The organism is Kribbella sp. NPDC050241 (genome assembly GCF_044459685.1).
Classification (GTDB): domain Bacteria; phylum Actinomycetota; class Actinomycetes; order Propionibacteriales; family Kribbellaceae; genus Kribbella.
Genome location: NZ_JBITJE010000004.1, coordinates 234,767 through 254,302, shown reverse-complemented (window position 1 = coordinate 254,302; position 19,536 = coordinate 234,767). Strand labels below are relative to the sequence as shown.

Here is a 19,536-nt window from a genome sequence, read left to right as displayed (position 1 = left end):
ACATCACCTTTCACCAACGAGTTCACGGTCGGGCAGCAGCACCGAGGGATTGGGCGAGAACGTCTGGTCGAGCACCAGGCTGGCCGCGCCGATCGCGCCGACGTCGACGCCGAGCGCCGTACCGGCGACCTCGAACGGGTGCACCGAGCGGACCAGGAACCGCTCCTCGAGGGCGACTCGGACCGCGTCGCCGAGCAGTGGTGCGAGCTGCTCCCAGTGCGGGCCGCCGAACACCACACGTTCGAGGTCGAGCAGGTTCGCGATGTCCTCGACCACCTTGGCGATCCGCTGGGCCAGCACCGCGACGATCTCACGCGCGAGTCCCGGACCGTTCCCGGCCTCCGCGCAGAGCCGGGCGAACGCCGCGTCGACCGCGCCGCGATCGCCCAGGTCGATGCCCTGGGCAAGTACTCCGGCCTGCATCGCCTGCTGGACCAGGTAGCGCGGCTGGCTGGTCTCGCCGACGCAGCCGCGGCGTCCGCAGTAGCAGACCGGGCCGTCCGGGTCGACGATCACGTGACCGATCTCGCCGACGTTGCTGGACGATCCGCGGACCACCTCGTCGCCGATCACCAGCCCGGCGCCCACACCCGTGCCGAGGTAGAAGAAGACGAAGCTGCCGCCTCCGCCGGCCCACTTCTCGGCCGACGCTGCCGCCGTCACGTCCTTGTCCAGCAGGACCGGCAGGCCGATCCGCTCGTGCAGTTCGTCTCGTAGCGGGACCAGATGCCAGGCGGACAAGTTGGGCGGGTCGACGACTACGCCGCGTTCGACGTCGATCGGTCCGGGTGCGGCGATCCCGACACCGGTCACGCGATCGCGTGGTGCCCCGGCCTCGGTGATCACGTCCTCGATCGTGGCCGCGATCCCGTCGATCAGGACCTCCGGGTCGTCGGCGTGCGGCGTACCCACACTGCGACGCGCGATCACTTCGCCAGTGAGGTCGAGTACGACGACAGTCACGACTGCAGGGTCGAGGTGAACGCCGACGGCGTACTGGCCGGCGGGTTCCAGCTCGAGCAGAGTGCGCGGCTTGCCCAGGCCGGTGCTCTTCTGCCGACCGGCTTCACGGACCAGTCCCGCTTCGAGCAGTCGGCGAGTGATGTTGGAGATCGCCTGGCCGGACAGACCGGTGACCTCGGCAAGCTCCACCCGGCTCAGTCGGGCACTGCGGCGGATCGCGTCGAGGACCACCGCGTCGTTGAAACCGCCGACGCGATCGAGGTTCGTGCCCCGGCGAACGCTCACAACTCCCCCATCAGCCGGACACCGGATCCGCACCCCACGGACGTGACCAGTCGTAGTGGATGGTCCCGCTCCCCGTCCGCCACGCGTTGGGTGTGGTGTTCACAAGCCAGTCCACCGGCTCGATCCCGGACGCGTCTCCGCCACTGAGCGCCAACCGTATGCCGTCGCTCAACGCCCGGTCCGTCTGCTCCGTCCGGGCCGCCGGATCGACGGACACGAACAGCGCCGTCCCCGACCGGGCGACCAGATCCAGGAAGCGCTGGTTCAGTTCCCACGGCGTCTCCGGCGTACACGGGACGCAGTCCGCGTCGACGGTGAAGAACCGGTTGTGCTGCGGCAGCCGGAACGCGAGCGTGTTCACGCCCATCTTCCGCGTCCGCTCCCAGTCGCGACCGGAGGTGTCGTCACCGATGCGCTGTACGTCGACCAGCCCCGCCGCGAGATGCCCGATGGTGTTGCATCCGATCAGTACGACGTCCTCGGCCGCGGACCGGATCTCGCGGTAGAACGCCAGCACGATCTCGGCCGTCGTCCGCGCCGGATCGTGGAGCTGCCAACCGCTGTCCGTCAGCCGCGACCCCATCGCCGGCCCGAACCGGCCGAAGACGTCGTACGTGCTGAAGTCGTGCTTCACGAGCTCGAATCCCCAGCCCTTGAACCGCTGCAGGTCCGCGCGGACGAGGTCCAGGACCTCCGGGTACGACAGGTCGAGTGCGCGGCCGTTGCCGGGTCCGGGGCGACTCCACGGACCGGCCTCGCGGACCAGGAGCGGGCGGAACCACAGGCCCGGCCGGGCGCCGAGCTCCTTGATCGCGGCCGCAGTACCGGCCATGTCGTCGAAGACACCGGGCTTGCCGAGGCCCCACGGACCGCCGGACGCGATACCGCCCGGGTACCAGCCGTCGTCGACCACGCTGAACGGCTTGACCGGGTGACCGTCGGCCAGCTCGACGATCGTGGCGGCGTCCTTGAGCACCGCCTTCTCGTCGAAGTTCTGGCCGTACGCGTAGTACCAGTTGTTGGCCCCGACTACCGGCGCGGGCTCAGGTCGTGCCGGTAGCCGGGAGCTCATGGTGGCGACCGCCGCTTCCACGGTCTGCCAGGGGGTGCCGGCGTCTTCGAAACTCCGGACGATCGCGGCGGTCAGGGTCCGGCCGTTCAGCTGGGTCGGGCCGCCACCGTTGCGAAGGTCTAGCCACAGAGTGAACCCATCCGCGTCGACCGTCCACGCACAGAACGCATTCGGCTGCACCTCTACGCCGGCGCCTGTCGTGCTGCCGGCCCGCGGATCGTGGCTGAGGAAGTACCACGGGAGCAGTCGCTCGGGTTGCAGATGCCGCCATTGCAGGTCGCCGTACGAGCGCTCCCAGGCATCGCCGAGCACGAGGGCTTCGGCGGGCAAGGCTTCGGCCCAGCGGAGGGCGACTCGCGAGACAGAGGCGGCGGTCACGTCGACCGCACCGTCGGACCAGTCCACGTCGACTCCGGCGGCCGACCAGGTCATGCCGTTCCGGACCGCCGTGGTCAGGGCGTCCGCAGAACCGACCTGGACGAAGACCGCGCTCGGTTCTCTCACCCAACCCCCTCGAACGAATTTCCCCACAGACTTTAGATAGTCGCCTGATTAATCGTCAAGACGGGCGATCGCGTCCACGAGACGGTCCACATCGGACTGATCCGTGTACGGCGCGAGGCCCACGCGGACCCCGCCGGCCGAACCCAGACCGAGGTGGCGGGCGGCTTCGTAGGCGTAGAACGAGCCGGCCGGAGCGTTGACGCCGGCCGCCGCCAGCCGCGCGGCCACCGCCGACGGTTCCCAGCCGTCCACGGTGAACAGCAGGGTCGGCGTACGGCGGGATGCGTGGCCGTGGAGCGTGATGCCGGCGATGGCGGCCAGCCGCGATTCGAGGTCCTCCCGGAGCTTGTCCTCGTGCTCCTCGACCAGCCGCAGCGAGTCGAGCAGACGCTCACGACGGGTGCTCCCGGCCCCACCGAGCCCGGCGATGAAGTCGACCGCCGCGGTGGTCCCGGCCAGGAGTTCGTACGGCAGCGTGCCGAACTCGAAGCGCTCCGGTACGACGTCCGCCGACGGCAGCAACTTGTCCGGCCGCAACGTCTCGAGCAACTCGGGCGCTGCCGTCAGCACACCGAGATGCGGCCCGAAGAACTTGTACGGCGAGCACGCGTAGAAGTCGGCGTACGTCGCATCGACCGGCGCGTGTGCGGTCAGGTGGACACCGTCGACGTAGATCAGCGCCCCCGCCTGGTGGGCCTGATCGGCGATGTGGGCGACATCGGGTCGGGTGCCGAGCAGATTGGACGCGCCAGTGACGGCGACGAGGCGAGTGCGGTCGGTCAGCAGCGGCGTGATGTCGTCCAGTTCGGAAGTTTCGGTGTCGAAGCCGAGCCAGCGGACCGTCGCGCCGACGGCCTCGGCGGCCTGGACCCACGGGCGGACGTTCGCGTCGTGGTCGAGGCGCGAAACGATCACCTCGTCGCCGGGTCCCCATGACTTGGCGAGCGTGCGGGAGAAGTCATACGTCAACTGGGTCATGCTGCGTCCGTAGACGATCCCGCGCGGATCCGTGCCCAGCAGGTCGGCCATCGCCGCGCGGCCGGCGACGACGATCTCGTCGGCCCGTCGCTCGGCCGCGGTGAGGTGACCACGATTCGCCATCGCCGAGACCATCGTGGCCGCGACGGCGTCCGCGACCACGCGCGGCGTCTGCGAGCCGCCCGGACCGTCGAAGTGTGCGGCGCCCTCGTCGAGCGCGGGGAACTGCTTGCGGACCGAGATCACGTCGAAGGCACCCATGGCCGTCATCCTCCCCCGCCGGACAAGACCTCAGTCACCGGGTGGCTATTTCTCACGACCAGTGCCCGATGCCGGGCAGATATATACGAACTGTCCATCAGGTAGTGCAGGATGTCAGGAGTGAGCACCGAGACGACTACTGACCAGGTCCCGCTGCAGGCCTGGCTTCCGACGATGCTGGCCCTCGCGGCCATCTGGGGTTGCAGCTTCCTGTTCATCTCCGTCGGGGTGCGCGAACTGCACCCGCTGTACCTCGCGCTCGGGCGGGTGATCGCCGGCGCGACGGTGCTGCTGGTGATCCTCGCGATCAAGCGCGAACCGCTTCCCCGCGACCCGCGGCTGTGGATGCACTCCTTCGTCGTCGGCGCCGCCGGCTCGGCGATCCCGTGGACCCTGTTCGGGTTCGGCGAGGAGCGGATCCCGTCCCTGCTGGCGGGCATCTGGAACGGCATCACGCCGCTGATCGTGTTGCCGATGGCGGTACTGGTCTTCCGGACCGAGACGTTCTCGGCGCAGCGGGTCGCCGGTCTTGTCGTCGGATTCGGGGGCATGCTCGTCGTCCTCGGAGCCTGGCACGTCGACGGTGGTGCGGACCTGCTCGGGCAGGCGCTGTGCATGCTCGCGGCGGTCAGCTACGGCGTCGTGATCCCCTACCAGAAGCGTTTCGTCGCGAGCTCCTCCCTGTCCGGGACCGCCTTGTCGGCCAGCATGTTCTTGTGCGCAACGGTTCAACTGGCGATCGTGGCGCCGATCGTGACAGGGCAGGCACCGCCTGCTCCCTGGTCGCTGTCCATCGAGGTGATCGCCAGCGTGCTCGCGCTCGGCGCCCTGGGCAGCGGACTCGCGTTCGTGCTCAGCATGCGCAACATCCGCCTGATCGGCGCCAGTCGTGCGTCGATGGTGACGTACCTGATGCCGGTGTTCTCGATCCTGGTCGGCGTGATCGTGCTGCACGAGCACATCACCTGGTACCAGCCGGTCGGCGGCCTCGTCGTACTGCTCGGCGTCGCGGTCTCGCAGGGGCTGTTGGCGTCACTTCGGCGTAAGCCGGCGGTCGTGGCGACGGCGACGACGGGTTAGTGGCGGCGGAGGTTCGGAACCGCCGCGATCACGACGGCGGCGAGGGCCAGCACGGTCCCGGCGACGACCGGGGACGTGACCGCCTTGTCGGCGGCCGGGAGGAACAGGTCGATGAACAGGCTCGCGATCAATTGGCCGGCAATGGTGCCGAGGCCGAGCACGAACACGCCGACCACGCGGACCACGGCGGCCGCGGCGCTGATGAAGATCACGCCGCAGGTGCCGCCCAGGTACAGCCACGGCTCGCTCGGCAGGTGGTGCGGCAAGCCCTCGAACCCGAGATCGACGAGGAACACCAGCAGCAACGCGGCGAACCCGACCAGGAAGTTGACCACGCCGGCCGCGATCGCGCCGTACGCATCCGGTGAAGCGGTCCGCGCGACGCGTCCGTTGATCGCCTGCTGAACTGCGGCGCCGAGCCCGGCCAGTGCGGGCAGGATCGCCAGCAGCAGGCCGTCGGGGTGACCGAGTTGATCCGAGACCGCCAGTACCACGGCGACCAGCGCGACCAGCGCGCCGATAACGCGGACGGTGGTGAACGCCTGCGGGCCGGCGGGACCGAACCCGAGCCGGTCGACGACGAGGCTGCTGATCGCTTGGCCTGCGACGCCGGCCACGGTGAAGACCGCGACGCCGATCACCGACACGGTGATCGACTGGGTGGCGACGAGGAAGGCACCCGAGAGGCCGCCGAGGCATTGCCACCAGCGCAGGCCGCCGTGCCCGCGCATCGGCGTACGGATCGCTCGCCAGACGTTGCCGAGCGAGTGACGGATCTGCGGCACGAGCGCGGCACCGGCGAGCAGGACGGCGAGTCCGGTGGCGAACGAGATCAGGGCGGCCGCGATGCCGTCGGCGAGGACATCGCCGAGCTCACCGTTCAGCCGGGACTGGACCGCCACCAGCATGCCGATGCCGAAGGCGGCGGTCAGCCCGATCAGGTGATGCTGTCGGGTCGAGCGAGGCGCCGGGGCGATCGTTGTCACCCCACTATCATGACCGTCGCGCCTCTTGCACCTGACAGCAGGTCCAGGTGGTGGGCCTCTACGTCCGGCGGATGAGCGCGAGGTACATGGCGTCCGTGCCGTGCAGGTGCGGCCACAGTTGGACGTCGGGGCCGTCGCCGAGGTCGGGTACGCCAGGGAACAGCGGGCGGGCGTCCTCGAGTTTGGCGTCGTCGCGCTTGGCTAGTACGGCGTCTACGACGGCTCTCGTCTCGTCGGGATGCGGAGAGCAGGTGACGTACGCGACCACGCCGCCCGGGCGGGCCGAGGTGATGGCTGAGTCGAGCAGGTCCTCTTGGAGTGGGCGCAGTTCGGCGACGTCTTCCGGCGTACGGCGCCAGCGGGCCTCGGGCCTGCGGCGGAGCGCGCCGAGGCCGCTGCAGGGGACGTCGGCGAGCACGCGGTCGAATGAACCAGCCGGCCAGGTCGGCTTGGTGCCGTCACCGATAAGTACGTTGTGCTCCCCTGGGATCGCGCGCAGGTTCGAGCGGACGAGTTCGGCGCGGTGCTTGAGGGGCTCCACTGCCGTCAGTTGACCGTCGCGCTGATTCACGAGGGCTGCCAGCAACGCGGACTTCCCGCCGGGTCCTGCACACAGATCCAGCCAGCTTGCGTCTGCGCCCTCGATCTCGGCCGTCGCCAATGCGACCGCAACCAGTTGGGATCCTTCGTCCTGAACGCCCGCTCGCCCGGTCGCGACGGCGTCGATCCGGCCGGGATCACCCCCGCCCTCCAGCACAGCCGCATACGGCGACCACCGCCCTGCTGTAGCACCCGCCGCCACCAACTCGTCGAGATCGGACACCCCAGGCCGAGCCACCAGCGTCACCCGAGGCGGCTCGTTGTCAGCGTCCAGCAGCGCTTCGACGTCACCGTCCAGTGCCTGGGCGAAGGCCTCGATGACCCAACGTGGGTGGGCCTTGGCGATCGCCAGGTGGCCCAGGCGATCCTCCTCGACCGGCGGAGCGACGGTGTCGATCCATTGGGTGAGGGTGCGTTGGCTGATCTTGCGGAGGACCGCATTGACCAGGCCGCTGCGTTTCTGGCCGATCTCGGCTCGGGTGAGGGTGACCATCTCGGAGACCGCGGCGTACGAGTCGACGCGCATGCGGAGGAGTTGGTGGGTGCCAAGACGGAGAAGGTCGAGCAGCTCGGGATCGAGATCGGCGAGAGGGCGCGACACGCTGCGGGCGAGGAAGGCGTCGTACGTGCCCTGCCAGCGCAGTGTGCCGTGCACGAGCTCGGTGCAGAACGCGGCGTCACGACCGCTGAGACGCTGCTCGCGGAGTGCCTTGTTGAGCGCGAGGTTCGCGTAGCCACCTTCGGCCGTGACCTGACGGATGACCTGATACGCAACCCCGCGCACCCGATCCGGCCGACGCTGCGGCCCGCGATTGCGAGGCGACCGGTCACTCACCGGACGGTCCCAACCGGTCCTCGTCGGTCAGACGGACACCACGGGCCCAGTCGGCCGCGGCCATCGGCTTCTTGCCCTGGGGCTGCACCGTCACCAGCTCGACCGCCTTGCTCCCGGTGCCGACCGTGACGCTCGACTTGGTCGCGCGCAACTCCCCCGGCTTCAGTTCCTCGTCGGTCAGCGCCACCGCGAGCACCTTCAATCGCTCGCCACGGAACATCGTCCATGCGCCCGGCGCGGGGTTGCACCCACGCACCACCCGATCCACGCGCTGAGCCGGCGCGGCCAGATCCAGCTCCGCGTCCTCGACGGTGATCTTCGGCGCGAGCGTCACGCCGTCGGCCGGCTGCTCCCGCGCTTCCAGTACTCCGGCCTCGATCCCGTCCAGCGTGTCGACCAGGAGCTTCGCGCCCGACTCGGCCAGCCGGGCGAGCAGGTCGCCCGAGGTGTCGTGCGGACCGATCGGCTCGGTCAGTACGCCGTACACCGGGCCGGCGTCGAGCGCCTTCACGATGCGGAACGTGGTGGCGCCGGTCACGTCGTACCCGGCGATGATCGAGTGCTGCACCGGCGCGGCACCACGCCACGCGGGCAGCACCGAGAAATGCAGGTTGATCCAGCCGCGCGGCGGGATGTCCAACGCCGCCTGCGGCAGCAGACCGCCGTACGCGACCACCGGGCAGCAGTCCGGGGCGATCTCGGTCAGCCGGGCCAGGAAGTCCGGGTCCCGCGGCTTGACCGGCTTGAGGATCTCGATGCCCCCGAGCTCCTCGGCGTACTGCGCGACCGGGGAGGCGACCAGCTTGCGGCCGCGGCCGGCGGGCGCGTCCGGACGGGTCACGACGCCGACGAGTTCGTGGCGGCTGGCAACGATCGCCTTCAGCGCGGCGACAGCAGGTTCCGGCGTACCGGCGAAGACGAGTCTCACAAGCCGAATCCGTTCGTCGGGTGGGGCGAGATCCTGACCTGCGGCGGGCCGCTGAGGCCGGACCATTCGGCCTCGCGGATCGCCTTCATCGCCTGCTTACGGGTGACGGTGTCGAGCCGGTCGACGAAGAGGATGCCGTCCAGGTGGTCGGTTTCGTGCTGGATCGCCCGGGCGAGCATGTCGGAGCCCTCAATCACGACCGGGTCGCCGTACATGTTGAAGCCCTTGGCGATCACGGACAAGGCGCGGCGGCAGTCAAAGGTCAACCCGGGGATCGACAGGCAGCCCTCCGGGCCGAACTGCTCGTCCGCGGACAGCGTCAGCTCCGGGTTGATCAGGTGCCCGAGTTCGCCCTCGACGTGGTACGTGAACACCCGCAGGCCGACGCCGATCTGCGGCGCGGCCAGGCCGGAGCCGGGCGCGTCCTGCATGGTGTCGGTGAGGTTCGCCACCAGGCGGCGCAGCTCGGCGTCGAAATCGACGACCGGCTCGGCCTTGGTGGTCAGGACGGGGTCGCCGAACAGGCGGATGGGTTGGACCGACACAGACTCTCCACAGCGTTCCACGGACCGGGACCGGCCAAGTCTAGTGCTTCGCCGCGAGGCACTCGGTTGGCACCGGGAGTGGATTCAGGTGGCAGGGGGCTCTCCACATTGTTGCCCCAAGCACGTACTGTGGTCTCAGGCGTACCCTCAGTCACTGTCGTCACACGCCCAACGGGAGACCCAATGCCCACAGCAGCACGGGGGGCAACTCTGATCCTCCTGGGTGCACTGCTTGCACAGGCACCCCTCACCGCAGCCGCCTACCAACCGCGCGACCCGGAGACCTCCGGACCGCCTCGCACCGTGGTCCCTTCCGCGGAGCCCACGGTCGCCCCGACTACCGCCCTGACTACCGCCCCGACAACCGCGCCGACTACCGCGCCGCCCAGCGAGCCGGTTGCCGGGCCTGAGGCGGCGCGGTCCTGGAGTGATGTGGTGAAGCAGGTGACGGAGACGTCGCCGAACGATCTGCAGTTGAAGGCGGCGGATACTTCTGCTCAGGCGTCGTCGATCATGCGTTGCTTCACGTTGGAGGACGAGAACTACTGCCTCGGGCTGGGGTTTGTCGACCAGGTGCCGACTGGGGCTCAACTGCAGGCGGTCATGAGCCCGCCGGCTGTTCGGGCTGATGGTGAGGTCGGGGTCGAGCAGGACATCCCGACCGGGGATCTGACCCCGGCCGCCTTCGTGGCGGAACGCGCGGCGATGCCGAAGAGCGCCCGGGTCACCACCGAGCTGGACGAAATGCGAGCCGCCTGGGATGGGCGGGCCAAGGCCCGAGACCTGCGGCTCCTGGCTGATCCCCGTTCGCCGTCGACTGCGCCGACGGCGACCATGACTGCAACACCTGTGCCTACTGCTACTCCGACGGTGACGCCTACGCGGAGTGCGCCCACTCAGGGGACTCCTGCACCCGCGACTCCGTCTGTGGCGCCGGTTGTGGCTCCGGGGTCGGCGTACATCATGAAGGGGTTTCAGACTTCGCAGGAGAAGGGGTACTGGTGCGGGCCGGCGACGTTCCAGTCGATCGACTGGGCCGACGACAACCAGAAGGACACGCAGGCGTCCTGGGCCAAGGACCTCGGCGCGTCCACGTCCGGTACGGCGATCTCAGCGATGGTCAAGCAGACCAACCTGAAGACGGCCTGGCCGAAGTCCGCCGGCACCTACATCGTGCAGAACGTGTCCGGCTGGAACTCGAAGACCTTCATGACCGTGCACGAGAAGCACCTCGGCGTCTACAAGGCACCCGTCATCGAGCACGTGCAACTGCTCAAGCGGTACTTCCCCTACCTCGCCTTCAACCACAGCGGCCACTACCAGGTCGGCCGCGGCTACGACCGGGCCAAGAACACGATCGCGATCTTCGAGGTGTTCAACGAACGCCGGTTCAACAGCCGCGGCAACGTGACCGACGGCCCGAAGAACATCCCGGCGTCCGCCCTGTTCAACGCCACCCTGGCCAACTCCTTCAAGAACATCGGACTCTGACCGGATGCGTCGTACCGCCGTTGCCGTAGGCACCGTTCTCGTCCTCCTGCTGGCCGGCTGCTCGTCCTCCTCGAAGGACGGGTCGAGCCCCGCACCGTCCAGCCCACCGAGCCGGACCCCGACGGGAACTCCAGGCCCGCCGACCGACTCCGGTACGGCGGTCCCGGCCTGGACGAAGGTGATGCGGCAACCGGTGGACGGCCTGCACCTGGTCACCCAACAGCGCAAGTACGTCGTCACCCGCGCCAGCGACGAGGCCGGGATCACCACCGTGACCGACCGGAGCAGCAAGAAGGTCGTGATCCGGCACACCCCGGCCGCCGGCTTCGTCGCGCAGTCGCCGGTGGTGATCGACGACCACTGGGCCCTGATCGAGGACATCCGGTCCGACGGCCCGGCGCCCGAGATCAAGGTGTTCCGCTACGACCTGACCACCGGCCGCTCGGCCGAACTGTCCCAGCTCCCCAAGGTCTCCGAGCCCGAGATCGGTGCGTACGACGGCACGTTCGCCTACAGCTCGACCGATGCACGCAACCGGTCCTGCCTGATCGTCGCCGACCTCGCCACGCTGAAGGGACGGACCGTCACGTGCGTCGCCGACCCCGGGTACGTCGCGGATCCGGTGGTGTCGGCGGACTCGGTGACGTTCAGCGAGATCACGGCACCCGAGACCACCCGCCGCTGCAAGCGCCTCCTGACCGCACCGCTGACCGGCGGCCCGGTCCAGCCTGTGCCGGCGGCAACCAAGTGCGTTCAGTGGAGCGGGGCATCGGTGCGCGGGGCAACGGTGTGGTCGGAGGTCGGCGCCACAGACCCGGACCAGTACCAGAGCAAGGCGTACGTGCGCGAGTCCGCCGACTCCCCTGCCCACCCTCTCGGCACCGTCGTCACCGACACGATCATTGCCTGCGGCGACTGGATCCTCTGGGAGACCCGGACCGTCACGGGTGGTGAGGACGTCTACCAGATCAACCGCTGGCGCCCCGGTCTCGGCAGTCCCCAGCGCATGTACGTCGGCAAGGCCGGGACCGCGCTCACACCGATGACCTGCCAGGACAACACGGTGTACGTCGAAGCCGCCGACTTGTCCGGCGGCCCGACGTACACCGAGGCGATATCAGCAGCCCTCGCCTAGGGCGTGTCTGGGAGACACGCCCTAGCGCCGCGAGTGGCGGATTCTCAGCTTTCCGAACCCCATGGACCCCGAGATCCGGATCGTCGGTCCTGCTGCACCGGTCTGCCGTGGCGGTTGGTACTGCGAGTCCTTCCATCCGGTGCGCAGCCCTTCGACGTCGACGATCGCATCGCGCGGCACGGTGATCTTGGCTCCGCCGGTGCCGAGTTGCAGCTCGATGTCCACCACCCGATGTTTGATGATCGCCCGCGACAGATCCAGGTGCACGCGCCCGAACGAGGAGTGGACCTTCAGCGTCCTCGGCACCAGCCATTCGCCGCGCCGCCGGATGCGCCCGGAGGCAGCGGAGATCGCCGACGTGGTGCCGGCATCCGGCGCAGGAAGCCCGGACAGAGCCCCATCGATGTCGTGCTGGGTCGTCGCCGTGAGCACCTGGTGGAGGCGCTGATCCATGTCCTCGTGCGAGATGAGTCCACTGGTGTAGGCCTCCTGAACACGCTCGACGGCCGTGTCGCGGTCGTCGGACCTGATCAACGATGAGCGGTCGTCCGGCACAGAGGTCACCGGTTCACTGTAGTGCGATCCCCCGGGCACGGAGCTGATCGCGGAGGTCGGCGGCGCCGGTGAACTGCTCCGCGTCGAGGCCGACCGCGCGAGCGCCGTCGACGTTGTACTGCATGTCGTCGGTGTAGAACGTGCGCGCCGCGTCCAGGTGGAAGCGCTCGAGCAGGATCCGGTAGATCTTCTCGTCCGGCTTCACCGTCTGCTCGACCCCCGACACGATCTCGCCGTCGAAGCTGGTGAGGATCGGGAACGCCTCCTGCGCGACCTCCCACTTCTCCGCCGAGAAGTTGGTCAGCGCGTACGTCGGGATGCCCAGCGCACGGATCTCGGTGACGACCGCGGCAGTGTCCTCGAAGACGCCCTTCACCATCGTCAGCCAGCCGGTGTCGTACGCCTCGATCAGGTCGGCGTGCTGCGGGTGCAGACTCTTCAGCTCCGCGATCGCCTCGGACCATGGCCGGCCGGCGTCCTGCTGGTGGTTCCACGCCGGAGTGGTGACCTCGGTCAGGAATCGGGTCCGCTCGTGCTCGTCGGGGATCAGGTCGGCGTACAGGTAGTCCGGGCTCCAGTCCAGCAACACTCCGCCGATGTCGAACACCACTGCGTCGATCGTCCGCTCAGTCATGCCGCAACCCTACGAGACTAGGGGTGAAGGGTGCGGCGGCCTTCACGGTGCGGAGGACGGGGACGGTCTCGAGGGCGGTGATGTGGTCGATCGCGCCGAGGCGGTCCCTCAGGTAGGTGTGGAGGGCTGCGGGGTCAGGGCAGAGGACCTGGGTGACGAGGTTCGTCCGGCCGGTGGTCGCGGCGACGAAGGCGAGTTCGTCGTGTTCGGCCAGGGCGCGGGCGACGGCGTCCAGGTGCGCGGGCGGGACCGAGAGCCAGAGCATCGCGCTGGTGGTGGCACCGAGCGCGGCCGGGTCGACGTCCACGTCGAAGAAGAGCGCGCCGGTGTGCTGGAGTTCGTCGAGCCGCCGCGCGACGGTCGCCGTCGACCAGCCAGTGCGTACGGCGAGGTCCGCGAGCGTGGCGCGACCGTCCTCGCCGAGCGCGGTGAGGAGCTTCGCATCACCGGCATCGAGTGGACGGATCTGACCGATGGGCGCAACCACCCGACGCATCGCGGTCTCCTGCTCCGGTGTCAGGCTCTTCGCGCGACCCCGCCAGGCCGTCGGGCCGCCGACGTACAGATGCAGGAGGTGCTGCGCCGACACGGACGTGATGCCGGCGGTCCTCGGGATGTCATGCAGGAGCAACGCGTTCCCGTCGCTGGGCGTGGTGTGGACAATCGCCATGATCTCGGTGCCACCCGATGCCAGCTTGATCCAGCTCGTATCCGGCCGCCGCGCAAGAGCACTCGCGAGATCCTGCGCAGCCTGAGGTGTCGCCGTCAGCCGGACGAACCACTGGGAACGGCCAGCCTGCTGGGGATCCGGCAGACCGGCCACCCGCAGCCCGGCCTCTGCCCGCAGCCGGTTGTACCGCCGTGCGACCGTCTGCGTCGATACCTCCAGGACCTCCCCGATCCGGCTGTACGGCGCCCGCCCGTCGATCTGCAGCGCATGGATCACAGCGCGATCGATCTCATCCAGCATGTGAAGATCATGGCGAAGTAGGCGCTCAGATGGAAGATATCCGCAGATATCGACCAGAACTTGGAACTACCAAGCCACCGCACTTGACAGTTGGCGCATGCAGAAACGATGGATCGGGCTGATCGCCCTACTGGTAGCCGAGGCAATGAATCTGCTGGACGCGACGATCGTCCAGGTCGCGGCGCCGGTGATCCACGCCGACCTCGGCGGCCGAGCGTCCGACATCCCCTGGTTCAGCGCGGCCTACACCCTGCCGTTCGCCGCACTGCTGATCACCGGCGGCCGCCTTGGCGACGTGTTCGGCCGGAGAAGGATGTTCCGGATCGGCGTCACGGGCTTCGTGATGGCGTCGAGCGCGTGCGCCCTGGCGGCGCAGCCCGGCGTACTGATCGGAGCGCGGGTCGTGCAGGGCGTGGCGGCCGCGTTGATCATTCCGCAGACGATCGGCTTGATCAGATCCAGCTTCGAGGGACCGGAGTTGCCCAAGGCGCTCGGCACCATCGGCCCGGTGATGGGCCTCGCCGGCATCTCCGGTCCGCTGCTCGGCGGGTTCATCACCGAGGCCACGTCGTGGCGGGCCGTGTTCCTCGTCAACGTCCCGCTGGGCCTCGCCGTCCTCGGGCTCGCCCATCTACTCCCCGAGTCCAAGTCGCCGCATCGACCGGCCGTCGACCTCGTCGGCACCGTCTTGCTCACCGCGGGTACGGCGCTCGTCGTCTACCCGATCCTGCAGTCGCAGAACTGGTACCTGCTCCCCGCCGGTGTCGCACTGCTCGGCCTGTGCCTACTACAACAGCGCTACAGCCGCGGCCGCCTGATCGAGCTGAGTCTGTTCACCCACCGAGGCTTCGGCGCCGCCCTCGTCACCTCGACCTTGTTCTTCGCCGTGATGAGCGGCCTCACCCTGGTCGTCGTACTGCATCAGCAACTAACGCTCCATCACGGCGTCATGCGCTCGAGCCTCGTGCTGCTGCCGTGGTCGGCGGCGACCGGCATCACCGCCTGGATCGCCGGTCAGTGGCTGATCGGCCGCTTCGGTTCACGGCTCATGTACGTCGGTCTCGGCGTACTGCTGATCGGCATCGTCATCGCCAACTACTGGCTGCTCCCCGGGCTCGCCCTCGGCGGCGCCGGTGTCGGATTGTTTACAACCGCATTCTTCACCGAAGCGCTCCAGCGGGTTCAGCCGCACGAGACCGGATCAGCGGCCGGACTGCTGAACGCGGTCCAGCAGTTCGGCGGCACGCTCGGCGTCGCCGGGCTGGGCACAGTGTTCCTGCACCACCCGGCGACACCGCACCGAGCCTTCTGGATCGCGACCGCGCTCATCGCCGCGACCGTGGTCACGGCTCACCTCATGCGGTCGCAGCGTTCGCGGCAGCCCGCGCATGCAGCGCCGGCGCCAGCGAGTACTGCCCGATGAAGATCACCACGCCCAGTACGGCGCAGCCCAGCCAGGTGACGGTCGGACCGAAGTGCTCGAGGGCGTTGGTCCCGGTCAGAGGGCCGATCACCGTGCCGACCCCGAACGCCATACCGGCCAGACCCATGTAGCGGCCCCGCAGGTCGATCGGAGCGAGGTCGGCGAACACGGCACCGATGACTGCCGCGAACCCGATCTCGCCGATGGTCCAGACCACGACCGACAGCCCGTAACCCCACCAGGTGTGGACGACGGCACCGATCCCGAACCCGAGACCGACCACGAGCATCGACACCGCGAGCAGCTTCGGCCGGTCGATCCGCACCAGCCACTTGCCGAGGAACGGCTGGATCAGCACGATCACCACGCCGTTCAGCGCGATCACCAACCCGTACGTCGAGGACGGCAGACCGTCGCCCGCCATCGCCAGCGGCAGCGTCGAATAGCCCTGCATGTAGATCGTCGCGTAGCCGATCTGGAGCAGGATCATCAGCAGGAACACGGTGTCTCGCAGTACCACCGGGAGCAGCGGCCGGCGCGGTACGCCGGCCTCCGGTGTCGGCCGGCTCTCCGGCACCATCGCCCAGATCACCAGACCCGCGATCACCGAGGTACCGGCGTTGAGCCAGAACAGCAGGCCGTAGCCGACCGAGGCCAGCACTCCCGCGCTCACGGTGGACACCGAGAAGCCGAGGTTGATCGCCCAGAACAGCAGGCCGTACGCCCGAACGCGTTCGCCCGGTTCGAGCAGGTCGGCCACGGTCGCCTGAACGGCCGGACGGAACAGGTCGCCGAGCAGGCCGACCAGGAAGGCGGTCACCCAGATCATCGCCATCGACCGGGCCGAGCCGAGCAGGATCAGGGCGGCGGCGGTGCCGAAGAAGCAGATCAGCATGGTCAGGCGGCGCCCGACCCGGTCCGCCAGCCAGCCACCGCTGAGCTGGGCGGCGACGCTACCGGCTCCGACCGCGGCCGCGACGGCACCCGCCGTACCGGCCGACAGGTGGCGGTCGTGGGTCAGGTAGAGGACCAGGAACGGCTGCACGAAGCTGCCGAGCCGGTTGACGAGCTGGCAGACCCAGAGCGCCCAGAAAGCCCTCGGCAGGGCGGCGGGCGCAGGGGACTCGACGGCGACGGCACTCATGGTGACAACTCTCCCGGTGAGCTCGGGCAGTGTCGAACATTAGGCACAGGACTAATCGAGGGGTAGCCTGCCCAGGTGATCACGATCAGCCTGAACGCCGGCGATGTCGGCCGGATCCGGTTCGCGCTCTCACCGGTGTGGGAGGCAGTGACCAGTGTTCGGGCGCTCAGCAACAACACCGCGCGCAGTGTGCACGGGCCGTGGCTGCAGAAGGTGCGGCCGATCATCGAGGGCCCGGATCTGACGTTGCTGAGGGCACTCATTCCGCCGGCCGGGTACATCCCCGACTTCATGACGCCGGCGCCACCCCGCCGGTCGACCAGCCTGGAGTCGGGCCTGGCCGCGATCGCCGCCACACCACACCATTTGGTGGTCAACGAGATCGGCCAGGTACAGGCAGACAATCCACATCCCCTGCTGCCGGACCTGATCGCCCACCCGGCCAAGGCGCTGGAGCTGATCACCTCATCGCTGGAGACGTACTGGCGGCGTGCGATCGAGCCCGACTGGCGACGGATGCGGTCGCTGCTGCAGGAGGATCTGGCCTTCCGGCTGGACGAGCTGGCCAGTGGCGGGCTGGAGCGGCTGTTCCGGAGCCTGCATCCATCCGTGCGCTTCACCGGCGATCGGATCGTGATCGAGCGGCCGTTCTGCTGCCACGGCGAACCGATGACCGGCCAGGGTGTGCTGCTGGTGCCGTGCGTGTTCAACTGGCCGGCCGCACTGGCGGTGACCGCGGCGCCGCACGTACCGACGATCACGTACCCGCCGCGCGGTCTTGGGCGCCTCTGGGAGGACCGGCAGGAGACGGCCGACTCGCCGCTCGCCGACCTGGTCGGGCGGACCCGGGCCGCGATCGTGAGTCACCTGGATCTGCCGATGTCGACGACGCATCTGGCCCATCAGCTCGGGGTGTCCGCGCCGACGTTGAGCGTGCACCTCGGCATCCTGCGGAACGCCGGTGTGGTCGATTCGCGCCGCGACGGCCGGACCGTGCTCTACTACCGCACCTCCCTCGGCAGCCAACTCCTGACCGCCGCCACTCCCTTGGCGTCTACGGCCTAACCGAAGCTGGGCGGGTCCACCTGGATTCGGACGGAGCCGGGGTTCTTCTTGGTCGTGCGCGCGGACTGGGCTTCCTTGAGCGAGCGCGCGAGGGCGGTGCCAGCCGATCGGGGCGTGCGGACAACGGCTCGGACTGTTTCGTCGTCGACGTCGACAGGGCCTAGAACCTCGAGGCCGGCCGTGGATGGGAGCAGCGGGCGCAGCCGGGTGATGAGGTCGGCGACCGCCTCGGCTGGGCCGGTGAGTTCGGCGAACTTGGCAGCTGGCGCGAGGCGCGCGGCCCGGCGTTCCTCAATCTCGCGCGTGGCAAAGCCTTCTGGGCTCCAGCGAACGACGGCCTGCAGCGGGAGCGCCGACGGCTCACCGACCAGGATGACTGTGCCGCCGTCGCGGGCGGGCCGGACCAGAGCCGCCGCGTTGAACCACCGCCGCACCGCCTCCTCCGGCGCGCGCAGATCCGGGCGGGCGAGCATCAGCCACGTGTCGAGCAGCAGCGCCGCGCTGTAGCCTCCCTCCGCGACCGGCTCCGCGCCCGGCGTACTGACGATGAGCGCCGGTTTGTCCGGCACGGCGTCCAGCACGTTGTCGCCCCCCGACGTACGAACCACCAATCCGGGAAAGGCTCGCCCCAACTCCTCCGCCGTACGACGGGCTCCCACGACAGCAGCGCGCATGCGGGTGTCACCACACTCCGGGCAACGGTGATCTGCCGCAGGCCGTCCGCAGATGCTGCAACTCGCCGGCCCGGCTCCCCCGGTACGACGCAACGTCCCGCCGCACGTCGAACACCGCGACGGCGCTCGGCACGTCTGACACACCAGGCTCGGTAGATACCCGGCCCGCGGAACCTGCACCAGCACCGGACCGGACCGCAGCCCCTCCCGGGCGATCTCGAAGGCCCGATGCGGCAGCCGTGCCGCGCGAGCCGCCGGGTCGCGGGCCAGATCCGTGTCCGACTCCCCCGCGATGTGCACCGCCGGAGCCGCTGCCCGGATCACACTCCGGTCCGCGATCAGCTCGTGCGCGAAGCCTGACTCGATCAACGCCGCCGAGTCCACCGACCGCGCGAACCCACCGACCAACGCCGCACACTTCTGCCGGAACGCCCGCAGCAGCAACACCTCACGAGCATGCGGGTACGGCGCCCGCGGCTCGGCGTACGAGTCGTCACCGTCGTCCCACAACGCGACCAGCCCAAGGTCCGCCACCGGGGCGAACGCGGCAGCCCGCGTCCCGATCACCACCCGCGCGCACCCCCGCAACGCCGCGAGGAAGGCGCGGTAGCGAGCGGTCGGCCCGAGATCCGCCGACAGTGTGACGAACCCCGCCTCCCCGAGCACCGCCGTACACGCCGCCGCCAGCCGCTCGAGATCACGCGCATCCGGCGCCAACAGCAACGCACCCCGCCCCGACGCCGCACACACAGCCGCGGCCTGGGCGAACGCGAGCGGCCAATCAGCCCCGGGTACGGCGGTCCAGATCGCGCGCGGCGACTCCGATCGCGCGATCGCGTCCAGGAACCCAGCCGGGTACTGCGACCACTCGGAGCGCGAGGTGGACACCGGTGGCGGCGCGGGCTGGTTGCACCGCAGCGCCTCGCCCTCGACCTTCGCGTGGCGGGGCGGCACCGCCAACCGCGTCACGTCCGCGAACACTCCGGCGTACCGATCGGCGACCGCGCGGCAGAGGTCCGCGATCTCCGGCGTCAGCACCTGCTCCGGCGACACGACCTTCCGGATCCGGACGAGCTTGCCCTCATGGTCGGACGACTCGAGCCGCTCCAGCACGAACCCGTCCAGATCCTTGCCGGCGAAGCGCACCTTCACCCGGGCACCGGGCTGCGCCGCCGCGGCCAGATCCTCCGGCACGAGATAGTCGAACGGCCGGTCGAGATGAGGCAACGACACATCGACCGCGATCCGGGCCACCGGCAACGTCTCGGTGATGCCGGCCGGCTCCTTGATGCGGGACTTGCGAACGGTGTCCCGCAGCAGTGTCAGCTGCTCCGGCGAGTCCCCGTTCGATGTCACCGGGAAACTCTAGTCCGGTGGGACGACAGTGCGGGTGAGCACTGCCGTCCCC

General features: G+C 69.3%; 17 protein-coding genes. 5 read left to right on the top strand and 12 right to left on the bottom strand.

The genetic code is table 11. The features are described 5' to 3' along the window. Positions 1 to 3: 3 nt before the first annotated feature. Genes ACIBG5_RS21510 through ACIBG5_RS21500 form a run of 3 tightly spaced genes read right to left on the bottom strand, consistent with a single transcriptional unit; the run spans position 4 to position 4,063 of the window. A complete protein-coding gene (locus ACIBG5_RS21510) occupies positions 4 to 1,248 on the bottom strand; it encodes an ROK family protein (protein ID WP_396393244.1) in 1,245 nt (414 codons plus the stop codon). Between the two features lie 10 nt (positions 1,249 to 1,258). Beyond that, on the bottom strand, positions 1,259 to 2,824 hold the full coding sequence (locus ACIBG5_RS21505) for a hypothetical protein (protein WP_396393243.1): 1,566 nt from the start codon (positions 2,822 to 2,824) through the stop codon (positions 1,259 to 1,261). Positions 2,825 to 2,872: 48 nt separating this feature from the next. Continuing rightward, complete coding sequence (locus tag ACIBG5_RS21500; RefSeq protein WP_396393242.1) at positions 2,873 to 4,063, bottom strand: cysteine desulfurase-like protein; 1,191 nt, start codon at positions 4,061 to 4,063, stop codon at positions 2,873 to 2,875. Positions 4,064 to 4,183: 120 nt separating this feature from the next. Between ACIBG5_RS21500 and ACIBG5_RS21495 the strand changes: the two genes are divergently transcribed. Then, entirely contained in the window at positions 4,184 to 5,143 is a 960-nt protein-coding gene (locus ACIBG5_RS21495; RefSeq protein WP_396393241.1) for a DMT family transporter, read from the top strand. Here ACIBG5_RS21495 and ACIBG5_RS21490 read toward each other — a convergent pair. From ACIBG5_RS21490 to def, 4 genes are read right to left on the bottom strand one after another with little or no spacing between them, the layout of a single operon-like run. Next, positions 5,140 to 6,129, bottom strand: a complete 990-nt coding sequence (locus ACIBG5_RS21490; protein ID WP_396393240.1) for a DMT family transporter — start codon at positions 6,127 to 6,129, stop codon at positions 5,140 to 5,142. The genes ACIBG5_RS21495 and ACIBG5_RS21490 overlap by 4 nt on opposite strands. Before the next feature lie 58 nt (positions 6,130 to 6,187). Then, positions 6,188 to 7,564, bottom strand: coding sequence for an RsmB/NOP family class I SAM-dependent RNA methyltransferase (locus tag ACIBG5_RS21485; protein WP_396393239.1), 1,377 nt, complete (start codon positions 7,562 to 7,564; stop codon positions 6,188 to 6,190). Then, on the bottom strand, positions 7,557 to 8,492 hold the full coding sequence (fmt, locus tag ACIBG5_RS21480; protein ID WP_396393238.1) for a methionyl-tRNA formyltransferase: 936 nt from the start codon (positions 8,490 to 8,492) through the stop codon (positions 7,557 to 7,559). Before fmt ends, ACIBG5_RS21485 begins: the two co-directional genes overlap by 8 nt. After that, complete coding sequence (gene def, locus ACIBG5_RS21475; protein ID WP_360443745.1) at positions 8,489 to 9,037, bottom strand: peptide deformylase; 549 nt, start codon at positions 9,035 to 9,037, stop codon at positions 8,489 to 8,491. Before def ends, fmt begins: the two co-directional genes overlap by 4 nt. A gap of 435 nt (positions 9,038 to 9,472) precedes the next feature. Between def and ACIBG5_RS21470 the strand changes: the two genes are divergently transcribed. Together ACIBG5_RS21470 and ACIBG5_RS21465 are read left to right on the top strand one after the other, a co-directional pair. Continuing rightward, positions 9,473 to 10,528, top strand: coding sequence for a hypothetical protein (locus ACIBG5_RS21470; protein WP_396393237.1), 1,056 nt, complete (start codon positions 9,473 to 9,475; stop codon positions 10,526 to 10,528). A gap of 4 nt (positions 10,529 to 10,532) precedes the next feature. Further along, the gene (locus ACIBG5_RS21465) at positions 10,533 to 11,663 is read left to right on the top strand and encodes a hypothetical protein (RefSeq protein WP_396393236.1); all 1,131 of its coding nucleotides are present in this window, start codon (positions 10,533 to 10,535) and stop codon (positions 11,661 to 11,663) included. Positions 11,664 to 11,684: 21 nt separating this feature from the next. Here the strand turns inward: ACIBG5_RS21465 and ACIBG5_RS21460 are convergent, their stop codons facing one another. Genes ACIBG5_RS21460 through ACIBG5_RS21450 form a run of 3 tightly spaced genes read right to left on the bottom strand, consistent with a single transcriptional unit; the run spans position 11,685 to position 13,822 of the window. Next, entirely contained in the window at positions 11,685 to 12,227 is a 543-nt protein-coding gene (locus ACIBG5_RS21460; RefSeq protein WP_396393235.1) for a DUF1707 domain-containing protein, read from the bottom strand. 4 nt (positions 12,228 to 12,231) lie between these two features. Next, a complete protein-coding gene (locus ACIBG5_RS21455) occupies positions 12,232 to 12,852 on the bottom strand; it encodes an HAD family hydrolase (RefSeq protein ID WP_396393234.1) in 621 nt (206 codons plus the stop codon). Next, positions 12,845 to 13,822 carry an Lrp/AsnC family transcriptional regulator gene (locus tag ACIBG5_RS21450; protein ID WP_396393233.1) on the bottom strand — a complete coding sequence of 326 codons (978 nt, stop codon included), beginning with the start codon at positions 13,820 to 13,822 and terminating at the stop codon, positions 12,845 to 12,847. Before ACIBG5_RS21450 ends, ACIBG5_RS21455 begins: the two co-directional genes overlap by 8 nt. 97 nt (positions 13,823 to 13,919) lie before the next feature. Between ACIBG5_RS21450 and ACIBG5_RS21445 the strand changes: the two genes are divergently transcribed. After that, entirely contained in the window at positions 13,920 to 15,245 is a 1,326-nt protein-coding gene (locus ACIBG5_RS21445; protein WP_396393232.1) for an MFS transporter, read from the top strand. On the opposite strand, the gene ACIBG5_RS21440 is transcribed toward ACIBG5_RS21445, so the two are convergent. Further along, positions 15,178 to 16,389, bottom strand: coding sequence for an MDR family MFS transporter (locus ACIBG5_RS21440; RefSeq protein WP_396393231.1), 1,212 nt, complete (start codon positions 16,387 to 16,389; stop codon positions 15,178 to 15,180). The two genes, ACIBG5_RS21445 and ACIBG5_RS21440, sit on opposite strands and share 68 nt — an antisense overlap. Positions 16,390 to 16,464: 75 nt before the next feature. On the opposite strand from ACIBG5_RS21440, the gene ACIBG5_RS21435 reads away from it, so the two are divergent. Then, positions 16,465 to 17,454, top strand: coding sequence for a helix-turn-helix domain-containing protein (locus tag ACIBG5_RS21435; RefSeq protein ID WP_396393230.1), 990 nt, complete (start codon positions 16,465 to 16,467; stop codon positions 17,452 to 17,454). Here the strand turns inward: ACIBG5_RS21435 and ACIBG5_RS21430 are convergent. Continuing rightward, positions 17,451 to 19,484 carry a primosomal protein N' gene (locus tag ACIBG5_RS21430; RefSeq protein ID WP_396393229.1) on the bottom strand — a complete coding sequence of 678 codons (2,034 nt, stop codon included), beginning with the start codon at positions 19,482 to 19,484 and terminating at the stop codon, positions 17,451 to 17,453. The genes ACIBG5_RS21435 and ACIBG5_RS21430 overlap by 4 nt on opposite strands. Positions 19,485 to 19,536: the final 52 nt, after the last annotated feature.